Annotated in this window: 16 protein-coding genes and 1 pseudogene; 3 read left to right on the top strand and 14 right to left on the bottom strand. The window is 63.9% G+C overall.

All coding sequences use genetic code 11. The annotated features are described in order from the left end of the window. Positions 1 to 5: 5 nt before the first annotated feature. From lpxD to rpsB, 11 genes are all read right to left on the bottom strand, one after another. A complete protein-coding gene (gene lpxD, locus SA190iCDA_RS07940) occupies positions 6 to 1,067 on the bottom strand; it encodes a UDP-3-O-(3-hydroxymyristoyl)glucosamine N-acyltransferase (RefSeq protein WP_139159433.1) in 1,062 nt (353 codons plus the stop codon). Next, positions 1,067 to 1,570, bottom strand: coding sequence for an OmpH family outer membrane protein (locus tag SA190iCDA_RS07935; RefSeq protein ID WP_070884108.1), 504 nt, complete (start codon positions 1,568 to 1,570; stop codon positions 1,067 to 1,069). Before SA190iCDA_RS07935 ends, lpxD begins: the two co-directional genes overlap by 1 nt. A gap of 48 nt (positions 1,571 to 1,618) precedes the next feature. Further along, positions 1,619 to 3,979 (bottom strand): outer membrane protein assembly factor BamA, encoded by a 2,361-nt coding sequence (gene bamA / locus SA190iCDA_RS07930; RefSeq protein ID WP_070884109.1) that lies wholly within the window; start codon positions 3,977 to 3,979, stop codon positions 1,619 to 1,621. Positions 3,980 to 4,052: 73 nt separating this feature from the next. Further along, a complete protein-coding gene (gene rseP, locus SA190iCDA_RS07925) occupies positions 4,053 to 5,405 on the bottom strand; it encodes a sigma E protease regulator RseP (RefSeq protein ID WP_070884110.1) in 1,353 nt (450 codons plus the stop codon). Then, entirely contained in the window at positions 5,402 to 6,595 is a 1,194-nt protein-coding gene (ispC, locus tag SA190iCDA_RS07920; RefSeq protein ID WP_070884659.1) for a 1-deoxy-D-xylulose-5-phosphate reductoisomerase, read from the bottom strand. The genes rseP and ispC overlap by 4 nt, the downstream gene beginning before the upstream one ends. Next, positions 6,592 to 7,407, bottom strand: coding sequence for a phosphatidate cytidylyltransferase (locus SA190iCDA_RS07915; protein ID WP_070884111.1), 816 nt, complete (start codon positions 7,405 to 7,407; stop codon positions 6,592 to 6,594). Before SA190iCDA_RS07915 ends, ispC begins: the two co-directional genes overlap by 4 nt. Continuing rightward, positions 7,407 to 8,171 carry a polyprenyl diphosphate synthase gene (gene uppS, locus SA190iCDA_RS07910; RefSeq protein ID WP_070884112.1) on the bottom strand — a complete coding sequence of 255 codons (765 nt, stop codon included), beginning with the start codon at positions 8,169 to 8,171 and terminating at the stop codon, positions 7,407 to 7,409. The genes SA190iCDA_RS07915 and uppS overlap by 1 nt, the downstream gene beginning before the upstream one ends. Positions 8,172 to 8,187: 16 nt before the next feature. Continuing rightward, the gene (gene frr, locus SA190iCDA_RS07905; protein WP_070884113.1) at positions 8,188 to 8,745 is read right to left on the bottom strand and encodes a ribosome recycling factor; all 558 of its coding nucleotides are present in this window, start codon (positions 8,743 to 8,745) and stop codon (positions 8,188 to 8,190) included. Then, positions 8,742 to 9,485, bottom strand: coding sequence for a UMP kinase (pyrH, locus tag SA190iCDA_RS07900; RefSeq protein ID WP_013792516.1), 744 nt, complete (start codon positions 9,483 to 9,485; stop codon positions 8,742 to 8,744). Before pyrH ends, frr begins: the two co-directional genes overlap by 4 nt. Before the next feature lie 185 nt (positions 9,486 to 9,670). Continuing rightward, positions 9,671 to 10,534 carry a translation elongation factor Ts gene (gene tsf, locus SA190iCDA_RS07895; protein ID WP_070884114.1) on the bottom strand — a complete coding sequence of 288 codons (864 nt, stop codon included), beginning with the start codon at positions 10,532 to 10,534 and terminating at the stop codon, positions 9,671 to 9,673. A 127-nt stretch (positions 10,535 to 10,661) separates the two neighbouring features. Further along, positions 10,662 to 11,405 (bottom strand): 30S ribosomal protein S2, encoded by a 744-nt coding sequence (gene rpsB, locus SA190iCDA_RS07890; protein WP_013792518.1) that lies wholly within the window; start codon positions 11,403 to 11,405, stop codon positions 10,662 to 10,664. 302 nt (positions 11,406 to 11,707) lie between these two features. On the opposite strand from rpsB, the gene map reads away from it, so the two are divergent. Both map and SA190iCDA_RS07880 read left to right on the top strand, forming a co-directional pair. Continuing rightward, a complete protein-coding gene (map, locus tag SA190iCDA_RS07885) occupies positions 11,708 to 12,508 on the top strand; it encodes a type I methionyl aminopeptidase (RefSeq protein WP_070884115.1) in 801 nt (266 codons plus the stop codon). 37 nt (positions 12,509 to 12,545) lie between these two features. Continuing rightward, on the top strand, positions 12,546 to 15,239 hold the full coding sequence (locus SA190iCDA_RS07880) for a [protein-PII] uridylyltransferase (RefSeq protein ID WP_070884116.1): 2,694 nt from the start codon (positions 12,546 to 12,548) through the stop codon (positions 15,237 to 15,239). A 40-nt stretch (positions 15,240 to 15,279) separates the two neighbouring features. On the opposite strand, the gene SA190iCDA_RS23370 is transcribed toward SA190iCDA_RS07880, so the two are convergent. Both SA190iCDA_RS23370 and SA190iCDA_RS23365 read right to left on the bottom strand, forming a co-directional pair. Then, positions 15,280 to 16,044, bottom strand: a complete 765-nt coding sequence (locus SA190iCDA_RS23370) for a methyl-accepting chemotaxis protein (protein WP_419203906.1) — start codon at positions 16,042 to 16,044, stop codon at positions 15,280 to 15,282. A gap of 138 nt (positions 16,045 to 16,182) precedes the next feature. Further along, positions 16,183 to 16,983, bottom strand: a pseudogene (locus SA190iCDA_RS23365) (cache domain-containing protein); the annotation flags it as partial. Between the two features lie 501 nt (positions 16,984 to 17,484). Here SA190iCDA_RS23365 and dapC point away from each other — a divergent pair. Further along, positions 17,485 to 18,681: a succinyldiaminopimelate transaminase gene (dapC, locus tag SA190iCDA_RS07870; protein WP_070884118.1), complete on the top strand. Its 1,197-nt coding sequence runs from the start codon at positions 17,485 to 17,487 to the stop codon at positions 18,679 to 18,681. 44 nt (positions 18,682 to 18,725) lie between these two features. Here dapC and SA190iCDA_RS07865 read toward each other — a convergent pair whose 3' ends face one another. After that, complete coding sequence (locus SA190iCDA_RS07865; protein ID WP_070884119.1) at positions 18,726 to 19,682, bottom strand: methyltransferase; 957 nt, start codon at positions 19,680 to 19,682, stop codon at positions 18,726 to 18,728. Positions 19,683 to 19,691: the final 9 nt, after the last annotated feature.

Raw genomic sequence — 19,691 nt, 5'->3', positions numbered from 1 at the left:
TTGGCTCAGGCATCAGATGAGGCATTCCCGCTCGAGGTCACGGCAGCGAGCTGTTTTTCCAGCTGCTTCACACGCCGCGCCATGTCGTCCAGCTGGCGGATGCGCGCCACGCTTTTCTTCCACTCGGCTGCAGGTTGCATGGCGGTGCCCGACGAATAGGCACCGGGCTCGGTGATCGAGCGGGTGACCATGGTCATGCCGGTCACGAATACGCCGTCACACACATCGATATGGCCGACCATGCCAACGCCGCCGGCGATCATACAGTTCTTGCCGATCGAGGTGCTGCCGGAAATCCCGACGCAGGCGGCCATCGCCGTGTTGTCGCCGACCTGCACGTTGTGCGCGATCATGATCTGGTTATCCAGCTTCACGCCGTTGCCGATACGCGTATCGGACAGCGCACCGCGATCGAGGGTGGTATTGGCGCCGATTTCCACGTCGTCACCGATGCTCACGCCGCCGATCTGGGCGATCTTCTGCCAGACGCCCTTCTCGTTGGCGAAGCCGAAGCCTTCGCCGCCGATCACCGCGCCGGACTGGATCACCACCCGCTTGCCGATACGCACGTCGTGGTACAGGGTGACCCGGGGCGCCAACCAGCCGCCCTCGCCGATTTCGCAGCGCGCGCCGATCACGCAGTGGGCACCGACGGTGACCCCTGCGGCGATCTTCGCCCCCGCCTCGATGACCGCGTAAGGGCCAATCGCGGCACTCGGGTCGACCTGGGCACCCTCGGCCACCAGGGCGGTGGGATGAATACCCGGCGCAGCCTTGGGCTTGCGATCGAACAGATGGGACAGCGACGCATAGGCCAGGTACGGATTGGCGACGATCAGCGCATTGCCGGCGAAGCCTTCCGCGTCCGTGGCGGTCAGCAGCACGGCCGCCGCCTGGCAGCTGCCCAGGTGCTTGCGATACTGCGCATTGGACAGGAACGTCAGCTGAGACGGGCCGGCATCCTGCAAGGTTGCCAGCCCGTCGACTGTCTGATCAGCCGCGCCACGCAGGGTGGCGCCCAGCTGTTCGGCCAACTGGCCGAGGGTGAATACCGGTGTGGACATCATCAACGCATCTGGTTCATGCGCTCGATGACCTGGCGGGTGATGTCGAACTGCGGTTTGACATCGATGACCGCGCCGCGCTCGAGCACCAGGTCGAAGTTGCCATTCTTGATGACCTCTTCAACCGCCTTGTCCAGGTTGGGCTTGAGCTTCTTGAGCATGTCGCGATCGGCAACCGCCTTGGCTTCGTTCAGCTCCTTGGACTGGAACTGGAAGTCACGGGCCTTCTGCTTGAAGTCCAGCTCCAGACGCTCACGTTCGGCGGTCTGCATCTTCTCGCCGTCTTTGACGATGCGGTCCTGAATGCGCTTGGCGTCGCTTTCCAGGGTCTTGAGCTTGTTCAGTTGCGGGCCGAATTTCTTCTCGGCGTCGACGGCGTAGCGCTTGGCCGCATCGGACTCGAGCAGCGCCATCTGGTAGTTGAGCACGGCGATCTTCATTTCCGCGAAGGCCGGGGTGGCCAGCAGGGTGACGCTTAACAGAACCAATTGAGTCAACTTACGCACGGTGCAACTCCTGCAGAAAAACTGTCTTGGTGATTCGTGAGCAGACGCTTAGAACGTCTGGCCGAGGGAGAACTGGAATACCTGGGTATCGGCGTCGTCCGGCTTCTTGACCGGCATCGCCAGGCTGAAGCTCAGCGGGCCGAGCGCGGTGATCCAGGTAACGCCGACACCCACCGAGCTGGCCAGGTTGCCGAAATCGATGTCGCAACTGTCGCCACGGCGCTTCTGACCGGAGCTGCAGTCGGTGTCGAACACGTTACCCACATCCCAGAACAACGCGGTACGCAGCGAACGCTGATCCTTGACGAACGGCAGCGGGAACAGCAATTCGGCACCACCCTGGATCAACACGTTACCACCGAACGGCAGCGGATCCTGATCCGGGTCACGCAGCGTGCCCGGGTTGCTGCCGGTGCTCGGCGTACTGCGCGGGCCCAGACTGCTGTCTTCGAAACCACGTACCGAGTTGAAACCGCCAGCGTAGTAGTTCTCGTAGAATGGCAGCTTCTCGGTCGAGCCGAAGGCGCCGCCGTAACCCAGCTGCGTGTGGAAACGCATGGTGTAGGTATCGGTCAGCGGCTTGAACACCTGGCCACGGTAATCGAGCTTGTAGAACGACAGGTCACTGCCCGGCACGGTGGTTTCGAACACCAGGCTCTGGGAATGACCGCGGTTGGCCAGCACGCCACGGTTGAGGGTGGATTCGGACCAGCCCACGGAGGCCTTGAAGTTGACGTACTTCTCGCCTTCCTGACGGGTGAAGTCGAAGATCTCGTCGACGGTATAGCGACCGGTGTTGATTTCGTCCTGCTGTACGGTCAGGCCGTAGGTCAGGCGCGCGGTCTCGCTGATCGGGTAACCGATGTTGATGCCGGCGCCGAGGCTGTCGACCGAGTAGCTGGAGACGTCGACATCGAGCTCGTCGTAGTCGGTGGTGCGGTAGAAGGCGTTGTAGCCCAGGCTCACGCCGTCTTCGGTCCAGTACGGATCGGTGAAGGAGAAGTTGTAGCGGCTCTGGTATTCGCTGCGGGTCAGGCCGAGGCTGACGCGGTTACCGCTACCCAGGAAGTTGTTCTGGGTGATCGAACCACCCAGGATCAGACCGGCGTTCTGGGCGAAACCCACGCTCGCGGTGATCGAACCCGAGGCCTGCTCCTCGACGCTGTAGTTGACGTCGACCTGGTCATCGGTGCCCGGCACTTGCGGGGTCTCGACGTTGACTTCCTTGAAGAAGCCCAGACGCTCCAGGCGCGTCTTCGACTGGTCGATCAGGTAGGTCGATGCCCAGCCGCCTTCCATCTGGCGCATTTCGCGACGCAGCACTTCGTCTTCGGTCTTGGTGTTGCCGCGGAAGTTGATGCGGTTGACGTAGGCACGCTTGCCCGGATCGACGACGAAGGTGATCGATACCGAATTGTCTTCGTTGTGCGGCTCGGGCACGCCGTTGACGTTGGCGAAGGTGTAGCCCTCGTTGCCCAGGCGGCGGGTGATCAGCTCACTGGTGCTGGTCATCACCTTGCGGGAGAACACCTGGCCCTCTTTGACCAGCAGCAGCGCGCGGACTTCTTCTTCCGGCACCTTGAGGTCGCCGGACAGCTTCACGTCACGAACGGTGAATTTCTCGCCTTCGTCGATATTGACGGTGATGTAGACGTGCTTCTTGTCCGGCGTGATGGAGACCTGGGTGGAGGTGATATCCATGTTGATGTAGCCGCGGTCCAGGTAATAGGAGCGCAGGCGCTCCAGGTCACCGGAGAGTTTTTCACGGGCGTACTTGTCGTCGTTGCGGAAGAACGACAGCCAGTTGGTGGTCTTCAGCTCGAACAGATCCTGCAGGTCTTCATCGGCGAAAACCTTGTTGCCGACCACGTTGATGTGCTGAATGGCCGCAACGCTGCCTTCGTTGATGTTGATCTTCAGCGCCACGCGGTTGCGCGGCTGGGGAATCACTTCGGCGTCGATCTCGGCCGAATAACGCCCCTGGGCCACGTACTGGCGCTGCAGTTCGTTACGCACGCCCTCCAGGGTCGCACGCTGGAAGATCTCGCCTTCGGCCAGGCCGGACTGGTTCAGGCCCTTGAGCAGATCGTCGCTGCTGATGGCCTTGTTGCCTTCGATCTCGATGCTGGAAATCGACGGGCGCTCGACCACGGTGATGACCAGCACGTTGCCGTCGCGGCCCAGCTGAATATCCTGGAAGAAACCGGTCTTGAACAGTTCGCGCGTCGCTTCGGTAAGCGTGCGATCATCGGCCGACTCGCCGACGTTCAGGGGCAGTGCGCCAAACAGGCTGCCCGCGGAGACGCGCTGCAGACCGTTAACGCGAATATCGGAGATGGTGAAGGACTCGGCGTGAACTTCGGCGATCATCAATGCGGAAAGAACCGCAGGTAGCAGCAGACGTTTCATGAAGTCCTTTCTTATTCCAACTAACGATAAGAAATCAGTCGTGCGAGACGACAGATATATAATTCAGCTGAGCTCAGAGGCGACCAAGGTCGTTGACCAGAGCCAGCAGCATCACCCCGATCACCAGGCTGATACCAATCTGCATCCCCCAACCCTGCACCCGTTCGGACAGTGGGCGGCCTCGCACCCACTCGACCAGGTAATAAAGCAGATGTCCGCCATCCAGAACCGGAATGGGCAGCAAATTGAGAACGCCCAGGCTGATGCTCAGGTAGGCGAGGAAATTCAAAAAGTCCCCAAGGCCGGACTCGGCCGAAGCGCCCGCCACTTTAGCAATGGTTATCGGCCCGCTCAAGTTTTTTACCGAGAGCTCACCGAAGAGCATTTTCTTCAGTGAATCGAGGGTCAGAAGGCTCATCGTCCAGGTTCGCGCGCCCGCTTCGCTGACCGCTTCCAGCGGCCCGTAGCTGATTTCGCGGAGCATCTGCGCCGGCCATTGCGCCGGCGCCACGCCCGCACCGAGGTAGCCGGTGGCCGCCTCACCCTCGCCTTTCGCGGCCAGGGTAACGGGCACCTCCAGACGCTGACCATCGCGCTCCAGGGCAATGGCGACCGACTTGCCCGGCAGCCCGCGCACGCGGTCGACCAGCTCCTGCCAATCGCTCAGGGCTTGCCCATCCAGCGCCAGCAGGCGGTCGCCGATGCGCAGGCCGGCGGCCTGGGCCGGACCTTCAGGATCGAATTCGGCGAGCACTGGCGCCAGGCTCGGCCGCCACGGCCGAATGCCCAGCGAGGCGATCGGATCGGGCTCGTTGGCGCCACGCAGCCAGTTATCCAGTTCGACGCGATGCGCCGTATCCGCGCCGCCATCGGGGTGGCGCGTGGTGATCAGCAGCTCGCCGCTTTCACCGAGGCGGCGCACCAGTTGCAGATTGACCGCCGACCAACCCGTGGTGGCCTTGCCGTTGACCGCAACGATTTCCTCACCCGCCTGCAGGCCGGCAACCTGGGCCAGGCTGCCCGCCTCCACGGCACCGATAACCGGCCGCACCTGCTGGCTGCCGAGCATGGCCACCAGCCAGAAGAACAGCAGGGCCAGGGCGAAGTTGGCAGCCGGCCCAGCGGCGACGATGGCGAAGCGCTGCTTGACGGTCTTGCGATTGAACGACTGCTCGACCAGCTCCGGCGGCACGTCGCCTTCGCGCTCGTCGAGCATCTTCACGTAACCACCCAGCGGGATGGCGGCGATCACGAACTCGGTACCCTGGCGGTCATGCCAGCGCACCAGCGGCGTGCCGAAGCCTACGGAGAAGCGCAGCACCTTGACGCCACAGCGACGCGCCACCCAGAAATGACCGTATTCATGAAAGGTCACCAGCACCCCGAGGGCGATCAGGGTGCCGACGATCATATAGAGTGCGCTCATGCCACCTCTCCACGCTTCAACCACTGCCCGGCCAGTTCCCGCGCGCGGCGGTCGGCTTCGAGCACGGCATCGAGACAGTCCACCGCGACGACCGGCTGCGCCTCGAGAACGCCGCCAATGATACGCGCGATATCGGTAAAGCGAATCCGCCGCTCGAGAAATGCCGCCACCGCCACTTCGTTCGCGGCGTTGAGCATCGCCGGCGCACTGCCGCCAGCCTCGGCGGCCTCACGCGCCAGGCGCAGGCAGGGAAAGCGCACGTCGTCAGGGGCCTGGAAGTCCAGGCGCGCCACGGCAAGCAGATCCAGCGGCGCGACACCCGAGTCGATGCGCTGCGGCCAGGCCAGGGCGTGGGCGATGGGCGTGCGCATGTCGGGGTTGCCCAGTTGGGCGAGCACCGAGCCGTCGACGTAATCGACCAGCGAATGGATGACGCTCTGCGGGTGGATCAGCACCTCGACCTGTTCCGGGCGCGCATCGAACAGCCAGCAGGCCTCGATCAGCTCCAGGCCCTTGTTCATCATGCTGGCCGAGTCCACGGAAATCTTGCGGCCCATCGACCAGTTGGGGTGGGCGCAGGCCTGCTCGGGCGTTACCGCATGCAGCGACTCGGGCGTGGCCTGACGAAACGGCCCGCCGGAGGCGGTGAGCAGGATGCGCCGCACGCCGACCGGCTGCAGGCCACGGGCGTAATCCTGGGGCAGGCACTGGAAGATCGCGTTGTGCTCGCTGTCGATGGGCAGCAGCACCGCGCCGCTCTGGCGCACCGCGCGCATGAACAGCGCGCCGGACATCACCAGGGCCTCCTTGTTGGCCAGCAGCACCTTCTTGCCGGCTTCGACCGCCGCCAGGGTCGGCTTGAGCCCTGCCGCGCCGACGATGGCCGCCATCACCGCATCCACCTCGGCATGGGCGGCGACCTCGCACAGCCCGGCCTCGCCAGACAGCACCCGGGTATCGAGACCGGCCTGCTGCAGGCGCGCCTGCAGATCGGCCGCTGCAGCGGCATCGGCAACCACGGCGAAACGCGGACGGTGGATGACGCAGAGCGCCTCCAGCTCGGCCAGACGAGTGAAGCCGCTGAGGGCGAATGCCTGGTAACGCGACGGGTGGCGCGCGATGACATCCAGGGTGCTCAGGCCGATCGAGCCGGTAGCGCCCAGCACGGTAACCCGCTGAACCTGGCTCACCATGCGCCCCAGCCTGCCAGCCAGAGCAACATGGCGAATACCGGAACCGCCGCCGTCAGGCTGTCGATGCGGTCGAGCACGCCGCCATGTCCCGGCAGCAGGTTGCTGCTGTCCTTGATGCCGGACTGGCGCTTGAACATGCTCTCGGTGAGATCACCGACCACCGAAATCAGCACCACCAGCGCAGCGCCCGGCAGCGCCAGCAGAAACTGCTGGAGCGACCAATCGCGGTAGAAGCCCACCACCACCGTCAGCAGCAGGCTGAGCAGCAGACCGCCGACCAGGCCTTCCCAGCTCTTGCCGGGACTGACCCGCGGTGCCAGCTTGCGCTTGCCGAAGCGCTTGCCGGAAAAGTAGGCGCCGATATCCGCCACCCAGACCAGCGCCATCACCGCCAGGATCAGCCAGTTGGCCAGCTGCCACTGCTTGATCACCACCAGCCCTTGCCAGGCCGGCAGCAGAATCAGCAAACCGATCACCAGGCGCCCCGGCAGGCCGCCCCAGTAGCGGCTGCTAGCCGGGTAGTTGAGCACCAGAAAGGTCGCGAACGCCCACCACAGCACGCCAACGGCCAGCAGCCAGGGCGCCAGCGCAGGGGCGCCGTAAAGCAGATAAAGCAGCACCGCTACCAGCGCCCCATAGGCGATCCGCAGCGGCTGAGCGGAAAGACCCGCCAGGCGCGCCCATTCCCAGGCACCGAGCACGACCACGACGGCGATGAACAGCGCGAACGCGCCGCCTTCGAGCAGGAAGAAGCCTGCCAGGGCGATCGGCAGCAGGATCAGCGCCGTAATGATTCGTTGCTTGAGCATCAGGCGCGGGCCTCGGCTTCGACTTGTTCACTGGTTTTGCCAAAACGCCGCTGGCGCTTGGCGAAATCCGCCAGCGCTGCGCGCATGGCGTCGTGCTTGAAGTCCGGCCACAGCAGGTCGGAGAAGTACAGTTCGCTGTAGGCCATCTGCCAGAGCAGGAAATTGCTGACCCGATGCTCGCCGCCGGTGCGGATGCACAGATCCGGCAGCGGCAGCTCACCGGTGGCCAGGCAACCCTGCAGCAGGCGTGGGGTGATGTCCTCAGGCTGCAGGTGGCCGCCCTGCACTTCTCGGGCCAGGCGCTGGGCGGCCTGGGCGATATCCCACTGACCACCGTAGTTGGCGGCGATCTGCAGGATGAAGCGCTTTTCGCCGGCCGCGCCGGCGGTGGCCGCTTCGGCCTCACGCATGGCGGCCTGCAATTCGGGATGGAACCGCGAGCGGTCGCCGATGATGCGCAGGCTGATGCCGTTCTCGTCGAGCTTGCGCGCCTCGCGGCGCAAGGCGCTGAGGAACAGCTCCATCAGCGCACCGACCTCGTCGGCCGGGCGCTGCCAGTTCTCGCTGGAGAAGGCGAACAGGGTCAGCACTTCCACGCCGGAATCGGCGCAGACCTCGATGACCGCGCGCACCGCATCAACGCCCGCCTTGTGCCCGGCGACACCGGGCAGCAGGCGCTTGCGCGCCCAGCGGTTGTTACCATCCATAATGATCGCCACGTGCCGTGGAACGGCCATCACGGCACCGACTTTGCAATTGTCCATGGCGACTTCCTGGCCGTCAGACGGCCATCAGGTCCGCTTCTTTCTGCTTCACGGCGACGTCGATCTCGGCCACGAACTTGTCGGTCAGCTTCTGTACGTCGTCAGCAGCGCGACGCTCTTCGTCTTCGCTGATTTCCTTTTCCTTGACCAGATCCTTGAGCTGGCTCATGGCGTCGCGACGGATGTTGCGCACGGCAACACGGGCGTCTTCGGCGGCATCACGGGCCTGCTTGGTGAAACCGCGACGGGTTTCTTCGGTCAGCGCCGGCATGGTGACCAGCAGCAGCTCGCCCAGGTTGGTCGGGTTGAAACCCAGGCCGGAGCTCTGGATGGCCTTGTCGACCGCGCTGAGCATGCTGCGCTCGAACGCCACGACCTGCAGGGTGCGCGAATCCTTGACGGTCACGCTGGCGACCTGGTTCAGCGGGGTGTCCGCACCGTAGTACGGCACCATCACGCCGCCGAGGATGCTGGGATGAGCCTGACCGGTACGAATGCGGCTGAATGCGTGAGCCAGCGATTCCAGGCTCTTCTGCATGCGGGCCTGGGCGTCCTTCTTGATTTCGTTGATCATTCTTTACCTTCCTCGACCAAAGTACCTTCGGCGCCGCCCACCACGACATTGAGCAGGGCACCGGGCTTGTTCATATTGAAAACACGCAGCGGCATGTTGTGATCCCGGCACAGGCAGATAGCCGTCAGATCCATCACCCCCAGCTTGCGATCGAGCACCTCGTCATAGGTGAGACGATCGAATTTTTCCGCATGCGGATCCTTGAACGGATCGGCAGTGTACACACCATCGACCTTGGTTGCCTTCAGCACCACATCGGCGTCGATCTCGATACCGCGCAAGCAGGCGGCCGAGTCGGTGGTGAAGAACGGGTTGCCGGTGCCAGCGGCGAAGATCACCACCTCACCGGTTTTCAGGTGGCGCATGGCCTTGCGGCGATCGTAGTGATCGGTGACGCCGACCATGGAGATGGCCGACATGACCAGCGCCGGGATGTTCGAACGCTCCAGGGCGTCGCGCATGGCCAGGGCGTTCATCACCGTGGCCAGCATGCCCATGTGGTCACCGGTGACCCGGTCCATGCCGGCGGCGCTGAGCGCCGCACCACGGAACAGGTTGCCACCGCCAATCACCACCCCCACCTGCACGCCGATGCCGACCAGCTGGCCGACTTCCAGCGCCATGCGATCGAGCACCTTGGGATCGATGCCGAAATCTTCCGAGCCCATCAGGGCCTCGCCGCTGAGTTTGAGCAGAATGCGCTTGTAGCGCGGTTGACGACCACTCACCTGCTGAGCCATTACCATTCTCTCCTGCGGCGTAAGAAAAACCTGCGAACCGAGTGGCTCGCATATCGAGCGCTTCGACAGCGCTCACGACCGTGAGTGCCACCGGCACCGACCGTCGTCTCGAAAAAAATCCCCTTTGAAAAAGAGGCCGCGCGCGTGAGCGGGCAGCCTCTTCTGGGGCGCTAGCTAAGCAGTTATCACTGCTTGCTGGCAGCAACCTGAGCAGCAACTTCGGCAGCGAAGTCGGTCTCGGCCTTCTCGATGCCCTCGCCCACTTCGTAACGGACGAAGGAAACGACTTCGGCACCGGCTTTCTTCACCAGGTCGCCGACCTTGACTTCCGGATCCATGATGAAGGCTTGCTCGACCAGACTGGCTTCGGCCAGGAACTTGGCGATACGGCCCTTGACCATGTTCTCGACGATGTTTTCCGGCTTGCCGGCGATCTTCTCGGCGTTGAGCTGCAGGAAGATTTCCTTTTCCTTGGCAACCAGTTCCTCGGAAACCTGGTCCGCGGAAACAACGGCAGGGTTGGAAGCGGCAACGTGCATGGCCACGTGCTTGGCCAGCTCGTCGTTACCGCCCTTCAGGACCACCAGAACACCGATGCGGTGGCCGTGCAGGTAGGCACCAACGGTGTCACCGGAAACAGCGGTCAGACGACGGATGTTGACGTTCTCGCCGCACTTGGCGACCAGGGCTTCACGGGCGGATTCGCGCGAGGCGATCAGCGGAGCGGCTTCGGTCAGGTTCTTCTCGAAGGCTTCGTCCAGGCTCTCCTTGACGAAGGCCTTGAAGTCGTCCTGCAGAGCCAGGAAGTCGGTCTGCGAGTTGACTTCGATGATCAGGCCACGGTTGCCTTCGACGCGAACGGCGATGGAACCTTCGGCGGCGATGTTGCCAGCCTTCTTGGCGGCCTTGATGGCGCCCGAAGCGCGCATGTCATCAATGGCTTTCTCGATGTCGCCACCAGCGGCAACCAGGGCCTTCTTGCACTCCATCATGCCTTGGCCGGTACGCTCGCGCAGTTCCTTGACCAGTGCTGCAGTAATCTCTGCCATCTTGAAAATCCTCTCTGTAGGTCTTCAACATCACCCGCAGGGCGGGCGATCAAATCTGTGAGTGGCAAAAAGGGGGCCTAGCCCCCTTTTTGCGCAGCGCATAACACGAGATGCTCTGCGTTACCGCTTAGCCTTCGGCAGCTTCTGCAGCCGGCGCTTCTTCGACGAACTCTTCGGTAGCGCCGCCGGTGTTGCTGCGACCACGGATCACGGCGTCGGCCATGGCACCCATGTACAGCTGGATGGCGCGAATGGCGTCGTCGTTACCCGGGATGATGTAGTCAACGCCTTCCGGGCTGCTGTTGGTATCGACAACGCCGATGACCGGGATGCCCAGCTTGTTGGCTTCGGTGATCGCGATGCGCTCGTGATCGACGTCGATGACGAACAGTGCGTCCGGCAGGCCGCCCATGTCCTTGATACCGCCCAGGCTGCGATCCAGTTTTTCCAGATCACGGGTGCGCATCAGGGCTTCTTTCTTGGTCAGCTTGCTGAAGGTACCGTCCTGGGACTGTACTTCCAGATCGCGCAGACGCTTGATCGAGGCACGGATGGTCTTGTAGTTGGTGAGCATGCCGCCCAACCAGCGATGATCGACGAACGGCGAGCCGCAACGAGCCGCTTCTTCGCGAACGATCTTGCCAGCGGAACGCTTGGTGCCGACGAACAGGATCTTGTTCTTGCCAGCAGCCAGCTTTTCAACGAACGACAGGGCGTCGTTGAACATCGGCAGGGTCTTTTCCAGGTTGATGATGTGAATCTTGTTGCGCGCGCCGAAAATGTACTTGCCCATTTTCGGGTTCCAGTAACGGGTCTGGTGGCCGAAGTGCACACCGGCCTTCAGCATATCGCGCATATTGACTTGGGACATGATAGTTCCTTGATAAGTCGGGTTAGGCCTCCACGCATCCCAATTTCCAACCCTTGCGGGCACCCAGGAAATCGTGTCGATACGTGTGTGGGGTTAGGCTTTCGGGGGTCTACCCCGTAAAGCGGCGCGTTTTATACCACAGGAAGCAGCCGTAAGCTACAAGCAGCAAGCCATAAGCCGAGTGCCCGACTCCCTGAGCCACTCGAGTCTAGCTCAAGATCGGCGCCCTGCTTGCACTTGTGGCTTGCAGCCTGTGGCCTGCAGCTTAGAATGTCGTCCTTTATGGAGCCACCGAGATCACCATGACCGTCACCCTGAAGACGCCCGACGAAATCGAGAAAATGCGCATCGCCGGTCGCCTGGCCGCCGACGTGCTGGAGATGATCGCCGAGCACGTCAAACCCGGCGTCACCACGGACGAACTCAATACCCTCTGCCACAACTATATCGTCGAGGTGCAGAAGGCCATTCCCGCCCCGCTCAACTACGGCGCGGCACCGGGTCGCCCGGGTTTTCCGAAATCCATCTGCACCTCGCTCAACCACGTGGTGTGTCACGGCATCCCCAACGACAAGCCGCTCAAGGAAGGTGATGTGATGAACATCGACATCACCGTGATCAAGGACGGCTACTACGGCGACACCAGTCGCATGTTCCACGTCGGCAAGGTGCCGGAATGGGCCGAGCGCCTGTCGCGCGTCACCCAGGAATGCCTCTATAAAGGCATCGAAGTGGTTCGCCCCGGCGCGCGCCTCGGCGACATCGGCGAGGTGATCCAGAAGCACGCCGAGAAGAACGGCTTCTCGGTGGTACGCGAGTTCTGCGGCCACGGCATCGGCTCGGTGTTCCACGAGGATCCGCAGGTGCTGCACTACGGCCGCGCGGGCACCGGCATGGAGCTCCAGGAAGGCATGACCTTCACCATCGAGCCGATGATCAACCAGGGTCGCCCGGAAACCCGCGTGCTGGGCGACGGCTGGACCGCCATCACCAAGGATCGCAAGCTGTCCGCCCAGTGGGAGCACACCTTGCTGGTCACCGCCGACGGCTACGAGATCTTTACCCTGCGCAGCGACGACACCATCGCCCGCACCTCGGCCTGATACGAGCACCCACCTATAGATGAAGGAAGGCCGCCGCATGTCGCTGCCAGACGCCGAGTTATTCGATCGCGGCCAGTTCCAGGCGGAACTGGCACTCAAGTCCAGCCCCATCGGCGCCTTCAAGAAAGCCATCCGCCGCGCCCACGAGGTGCTCGATGCGCGCTTTCGCGACAACCGCGACGTGCGCCGTCTGGTCGAGGACCGCGCACGCTTCACCGACCAGATCCTGCTCGAGGCCTGGAGCCGCTTCACCTGGAGCAGCGAGGCGGAAATCGCCCTGCTGGCGGTGGGCGGCTATGGCCGCGGCGAGCTGCACCCCTATTCCGACATCGACCTGCTGATCCTGCTGGGCGGCGATGACCAGGAAACCTTCCGCGAGCCCATCGAGGGCTTTCTCACCCTGCTCTGGGACATCGGCCTGGAGGTCGGCCAGAGCGTGCGCTCGGTGGCCGAGTGCGGCGAACAGGCCCGCGCCGACCTGACGGTGATCACCAACCTGATGGAAAGCCGCACCATCGCCGGCCCCGAGCACCTGCGCGAGCGCATGCAGGAAGTGACCGCCACCGCCCACATGTGGCCGAGCAAGGCGTTCTACCTGGCCAAGCGCGACGAACAGAAGGCCCGCCATGCCAAGTACAACGACACCGAGTACAACCTGGAGCCCAACGTCAAGGGTTCGCCCGGCGGGCTGCGCGACATCCAGACCATTCTGTGGGTGGCGCGCCGGCATTTCGGCACCCTGAACCTGCACGCCATGGTCGGCCAGGGTTTCCTGCTGGAAAGCGAATACGCCCTGCTCGCCTCCTCCCAGGAGTTTCTTTGGAAGGTGCGCTATGCCCTGCACATGCTCGCCGGGCGTGCCGAGGATCGGCTGCTGTTCGACCACCAGAGCAAGGTCGCCGAGCTGCTCGGCTATCACGAGAGCGATACCAAGCGCACCATCGAGCGCTTCATGCAGAAGTACTATCGCGTGGTGATGGCCATCGCCGAGCTGAGCGACCTGATCAACCAGCACTTCGAGGAAGAAATTCTCCGTGCCGGCGACAGCACGCCGGCCAAGCCGCTGAACAGCCGTTTCCAGGTGCGTGACGGCTACATCGAGGTGACCCACGCCAACGTCTTCAAGCGCACGCCGTTCGCCATCCTCGAGATCTTCGTGCTGATGGCCCAACACCCTGAGCTCATTGGCGTGTGCGCCGACACCATTCGCCTGCTGCGCGACCACCGCCACCTGATCGACGACGAGTTCCGCCGCGACATTCGCAACACCAGCCTGTTCATCGAGCTGTTCAAGTGCGAGCAGGGCATCCATCGCAACCTGCGGCGCATGAACCGCTACGGCATCCTCGGGCGCTACCTGCCGGAGTTCGGCCATATCGTCGGGCAGATGCAGCACGACCTGTTTCACATCTATACGGTCGACGCCCACACCCTCAACCTGATCAAGCACCTGCGCAAGTTCAAGTGGCCAGAGCTGGCGGAAAAGTTTCCACTGGCCAGCAAGCTCATCGACAAACTGCCCAAGCCCGAGCTGATCTACCTGGCCGGGCTGTACCACGATATCGGCAAGGGCCGCGGCGGCGACCACTCGGAGCTCGGTGCCCTGGATGCCGAGGCCTTTGGCCAGCGCCACCACCTGCCCGCCTGGGACACCGGGCTGATCGTCTGGCTGGTGCAGAATCACCTGGCGATGTCGACCACCGCCCAGCGCAAGGACCTGTCCGACCCGCAGGTGATCAACGACTTCGCCGCCTTCGTGGGCGACCAGACGCACCTGGATTACCTCTACGTGCTGACCGTGGCCGACATCAACGCCACCAATCCGACGCTGTGGAACTCCTGGCGTGCCAGCCTGATGCGCCAGCTCTACACCGAGACCAAGCGCGCCCTGCGCCGCGGCCTGGAGAACCCGGTGGAGCGCGAGGAGCAGATTCGCCTGACCCAGAGCGCCGCCCTCGACACCCTGGTCAATGGCGGCACCGACCCGGATGACGTCGAGCAGCTGTGGTCGCAACTGGGCGACGACTACTTCCTGCGCCACAGCGCCGAGGACGTGGCCTGGCACACCAATGCGATCCTCCAGCACCCCGATGACGGCGGCCCGCTGGTGCTGATCAAGGAAACCACCCAGCGCGAATTCGAGGGCGGCACGCAGATTTTCATCTACGCGCCGGACCAGCACGACTTCTTCGCGGTGACGGTGGCGGCCATGGCGCAGCTGAACCTGAACATCCACGATGCGCGGATTCTCACCTCGACCAGCCAGTTCACCCTCGACACCTATATCGTGCTGGAAGCCGAAGGCGGCTCGATCGGTGACAACCCCACGCGCATCCAGCAGATCCGCCAGAGCCTGGTCGACACCCTGATGCACCCGGACGAGTACCCCAGCATCATCCAGCGCCGCGTGCCGCGCCAGCTCAAGCACTTCGCCTTCGCGCCTCAGGTGACCATCCACAACGATGCCCAGCGGCCGGTGACCGTGGTCGAGCTCACGGCGCCGGATCGCCCGGGCCTGCTGGCCAAGATCGGGCGCATCTTCCTGGATTTCGACCTGTCGGTGCAGAACGCCAAGATCGCCACCCTGGGCGAGCGGGTGGAAGACGTGTTCTTCGTCACCGATGCCAACAACCAGCCGCTGTCCGACCCCGAGCTGTGCGCCCGCCTGCAGCAGACCATCATCACCAAGCTGTCGGCCAGCAGCCCCAGCCCGGCGCAGATCAGTATCTGAATGCAGCGCGGGCCCGATTCGGGGCCCGCGCTGTGGGGGGTCAGATGCGGAAGCTGTCCACCAACTGCTTGAGCCGCCCGACCTGCTGATCCAGCTCGGTACAGGCGCTGAGGCTGGCCTGCAGGTTGCGCACACCGTCCTGGTTCAGGGTGTTGATCTCGGTGATGTCCATGTTCAGGCTTTCGATCACCGAGGTCTGCTCCTCGGTGGCGGTGGCCACGGACTGGTTCATGCCGTCGATCTCGCCGATGCGGCGGGTCACGCCACGCAGGTTCTCACCGGCCTGACCGCCGATGCGCACGCTGTCGTCGCTGAAGCGGCGGCTCTCGCTCATGGTCGTCACGGCATCACGGGCGCCAGCCTGCAGCTGCTCGATCATCTGCTGGATTTCCTGGGCCGAGCTCTGGGTGCGCTGGGCCAGGTTGCGCACTTCGTCGGCCACCACCGCGAAACCGCGACCCGCCTCGCCGGCACGCGCCGCCTCGATGGCGGCGTTGAGCGCCAGCAGGTTGGTCTGCTCGGAGATGCCCTTGATGACGTCGAGGATCTGCCCGATATCGTTGCTCTTCTCGCTCAGCAGTTCGATATGGTTGCCCGACGCCTGGATCTTGTCCGACAGGTCGCCCATCGAGCCCAGGGTGCGCTCGACCATGCCCTGCCCTTCCTCGGCATCGCGGCGCGCCTCGCTGGCTTGAATCGATGCATCGGCGGCGTTGCGGGCGATTTCCTGGGCGGCAGCGCCGAGTTCGTTGATCGCCGCGGCGACGCTGTCGGTGCGCGCCGCCTGCTCGCTGGAGTTGCCCATGGAGGCATTGGAGGCCTGCACCACGGTGCTCACCCGGGCATGCACTTCGCGGGTGGTCGAAGCCACTTCGCGAATCGACTCGTGGATACGCTCGACGAAGCGGTTGAAGGCCCCGGCCAGTTCGCCGAACTCGTCGCCGGAGTCGATCTTCAGGCGCTGGGTCAGGTCGCCCTCGCCTTCGGCGATGCCACTCATGGCATCGCTCATCAGGTGCAGCGGGCGCAGCAGAATGCGAATCAGCGCGCCGAGCAGCAACAGGATGGCGATTACCCCGATGACCGTGGAGGTCAGCGCCGAGATACGGAATTCGCGCAGCGCCGCGAAGGCCTTGCCCTCGTCGACCGACAGGCCGACGTACCAGCGTACCCCGGCCAGCCCCTGCACCGGCAGGAAGGTGACGATGCGCGCACTGCCATCGATGCCGACGGTGTTCTGCAGACCGGACTCCAGGCGCGGCGTCGCTTCGGGGTAGAGCTCCGGCAGCTTCTTGAGCACCAGGCTCTTGTCCGGGTGCACCAGCATCGTGCCCTTGTCGTCGACCAAGAAGGCGTAGCCCATGCCACCCAGGTCGAAGGAGTTGAGGATGTCGTCGATGGTCTGCAGCTTGAGGTCGCCGCCGACCACGCCCTGCAGGGTGCCGCCGACGCTGACCGGCCGGGTGATGGTGATCAGCAGGCCATCGCGCGGGTCGGCCGCCAGATAAGGCTCGGTCAGACCGGGCCCGCTGCTGCTCGCGGCACTCTTGTACCAGGGGCGCTGCCGCGGATCGTAGCCGGCCGGCAGCTCGCTCGGCGGAAACTGGGTGTAGGTACCGTCGTTCTGGCCGTAGTAGGCATACAGGAAGGCAGAGGCAATGCTGCGGTGCTGCAGGTTCCTGGCCAGCGGTGCCGGTGCGCTGTCGTCCTGCACCGATTCGGCCAGGTTGTCGAGCAGGTGCATGCGTCCGGAGAGCCAGTGCTGGATGTTGCCAGTGGAAACCTGGCCGACATCATTGAGGTAGTTGGCCAGGTTGTCGCGAATCGACGTGCGCTGCAGGTAGTCGTTGTACAGCGCGAAGGACGCGAAGGCCGCAATGACCACCAGGGAAGCAGCCAGCATGATCTTGTGGCTGAATTTGAGGGTGCGCATGAAGGAGCTCTCGCTTAAAGGGATGCCGGGAGGAATTACCTTCAGGCTATCGACCCAATGCGGTGCGGCTTTAGCGGGTTCTCGAAAAAACTGACCAACACGTCAGCCAGATAAATGACGACAGAAAAAAGCGCTTTTTCCAAGGGGCGCAAAGACAGCTTGTCGCCGGCATTTGCACCGTTTTCCCCAGCCAGGCGATGACACCCACCGCCGGGCAGTACGTGTCGCGCCGATAAGCAATTTTCCTGAGACCGCCCACGTGCTAGTGTCGACAACTTTGTCGTCGCCCCACAAAGGACCCGTCGGATCATCATGAACCACGCCCTCGCCCAGCTGCAGCCCTACCCTTTCGAAAAACTGCGTGCCCTGCTCGCCGGTGTCGCCCCGGCGGCGGATCGCTCGTCCATCGCCCTGTCGATCGGCGAACCCAAGCACCGCTCCCCAGCCTTCGTGGCCCAGGCCCTGACCGACAACCTCGATCAGATGGCCGTCTACCCCACCACCCAGGGCATCCCGGCGCTGCGCGAGGCCATCGCCAGCTGGTGCGCACGGCGCTTCAAGGTGCCGGCCGGCTGGTTTGACGCTGCGCGCCATGTGCTGCCGGTCAACGGTACCCGTGAGGCGCTGTTCGCCTTCACCCAGACCGTGGCGCAGCGCGACGTCGACGGCCTGGTGGTGAGCCCCAACCCGTTCTACCAGATCTACGAAGGCGCGGCCCTGCTCGCCGGCACCCAGCCCCACTACCTGCCGTGCCTGGCCGAGCATGGCTTCAACCCGGACTTCGACGCCGTGGCGCCGCAGGTCTGGCAACGCTGCCAGATCCTCTTCCTGTGCTCGCCGGGCAACCCGACCGGCGCCCTGATTCCACTGGAAACCCTGAAGAAGCTGATCACCCTGGCCGACCAGTACGACTTCGTGATCGCCGCCGACGAGTGCTACAGCGAGCTGTACTTCGCCGAGGAAAACCCGCCGCCCGGCCTGCTGACCGCTTGCGCCGAGCTGGGCCGCAGCGACTTCAAGCGCTGCGTGGTGTTCCACAGCCTGTCCAAGCGCTCCAACCTGCCTGGGCTGCGCTCGGGGTTCGTGGCCGGTGACGCGGAGATCCTCAAGGCCTTCCTGCTGTACCGTACCTACCATGGCTGCGCCATGCCGGTGCAAACCCAGCTGGCCAGCATTGCCGCCTGGCAGGACGAGGAGCACGTGCGCGCCAACCGCGACCTGTATCGCGAGAAGTTCGACGCCGTGCTGGCGATTCTCCAGGGTGTGATGGACGTGCAACGCCCGGACGGCGGCTTTTACCTGTGGGCCAAAACCCCAGGCGATGATGCCGAGTTCACCCGTGAGCTATTCGCCAAGGAACATGTCACCGTGGTGCCGGGCTCCTACCTGTCCCGCGAGGTAGAGGGTTTCAACCCGGGCGCCGGCCGCGTGCGCATGGCGCTGGTCGCGCCGTTGGCGGAATGCGTGGAAGCGGCGCAGCGCATTCGCCGCTTTATCGAAACCGCCTGAAGGCTGGGCGCTGAGGGCAGGCCACCGCCCTCAGCGTCACGGCATCATGCAGCCGTGCGGGTAACGGTCAGCACCACCGCTGCGATGCGTTCGACCTGCTCATAGCCCGGCTTGAGCAATTCCTCGCCGAACACGTCCGGATCCATCTCCTCGTACCGCCAGGCCAATGACGGATCTCCCAGGGTGCGTTTGACATAGGCCAGAAACGGATCACCCGCTGCGGTCATCGCCACCCCGGTATACAGCAGCAGGCTGCCACCGGGTGCCAGGCGGCCGATCGCGGCTTCGACGATGGCTTCGGAGAGCCCGGCCCCCAGCTCGCCGCCACCATCGCGGTAGGCACGGCTGTCGGCATCGAGCATGTACGGCGGGTTGGCGACGATCAGGTCGAACTCGCCGTCGACGTTTTTCAGCAGGTCGCTGTAACGCGCCTCGACGTTGCTCACCCCGGCCAGCGCCGCATTGATACGGGTGAATTCCAGCGCCCGCGGATTGATGTCCACCGCCAGCACCTGGGCGGCCGGTCGCGCCTGGGCGATGCACAGGGCACCCGGCCCAGCGCCGCAGCAGATATCCACCGCCCGTGACACCACGGCAGTCGACGGCATACCGAGAAAGGCGTCGATGGCGCGCACGAAGCGGTAGGTATCGGGGCCGAAGAACACGGCGTCGGCCTGCACGGTCGGGTAACGGGAATGCACGAACAACTTGCCACCAAGGCTGGACCAGCGCACCGCGCTGGCCAGTTGCTCGCCCTGCTGCTGCAGCACGCCACCTGCACGCATCAACTCGACCAGCTCGTCGCCCACGACCTGCGCTTCGAACGGTCGGCTCCAGCCGAATACGCCGGCCAGGTCATGGGCCTGCCGGTTTTCGGGGCGGGCATTGACCCGTTCATGGGTCAAGGGTGTACCAGTGACAAATCGATACCCCTTCTGCTCGAGAGTCTGGCCAAGGCTCAACAGCGCCTGTTGTTGTAGGGTGTTTTGCTCGCTGTGCATCGATGCCCC

Source organism: Pseudomonas argentinensis, assembly GCF_001839655.2.
Taxonomy (GTDB): Bacteria; Pseudomonadota; Gammaproteobacteria; order Pseudomonadales; family Pseudomonadaceae; genus Aquipseudomonas; species Aquipseudomonas argentinensis_B.
Note: the sequence above shows the minus strand (reverse complement) of the source record. Positions and strands in the feature narration are given on the sequence as shown.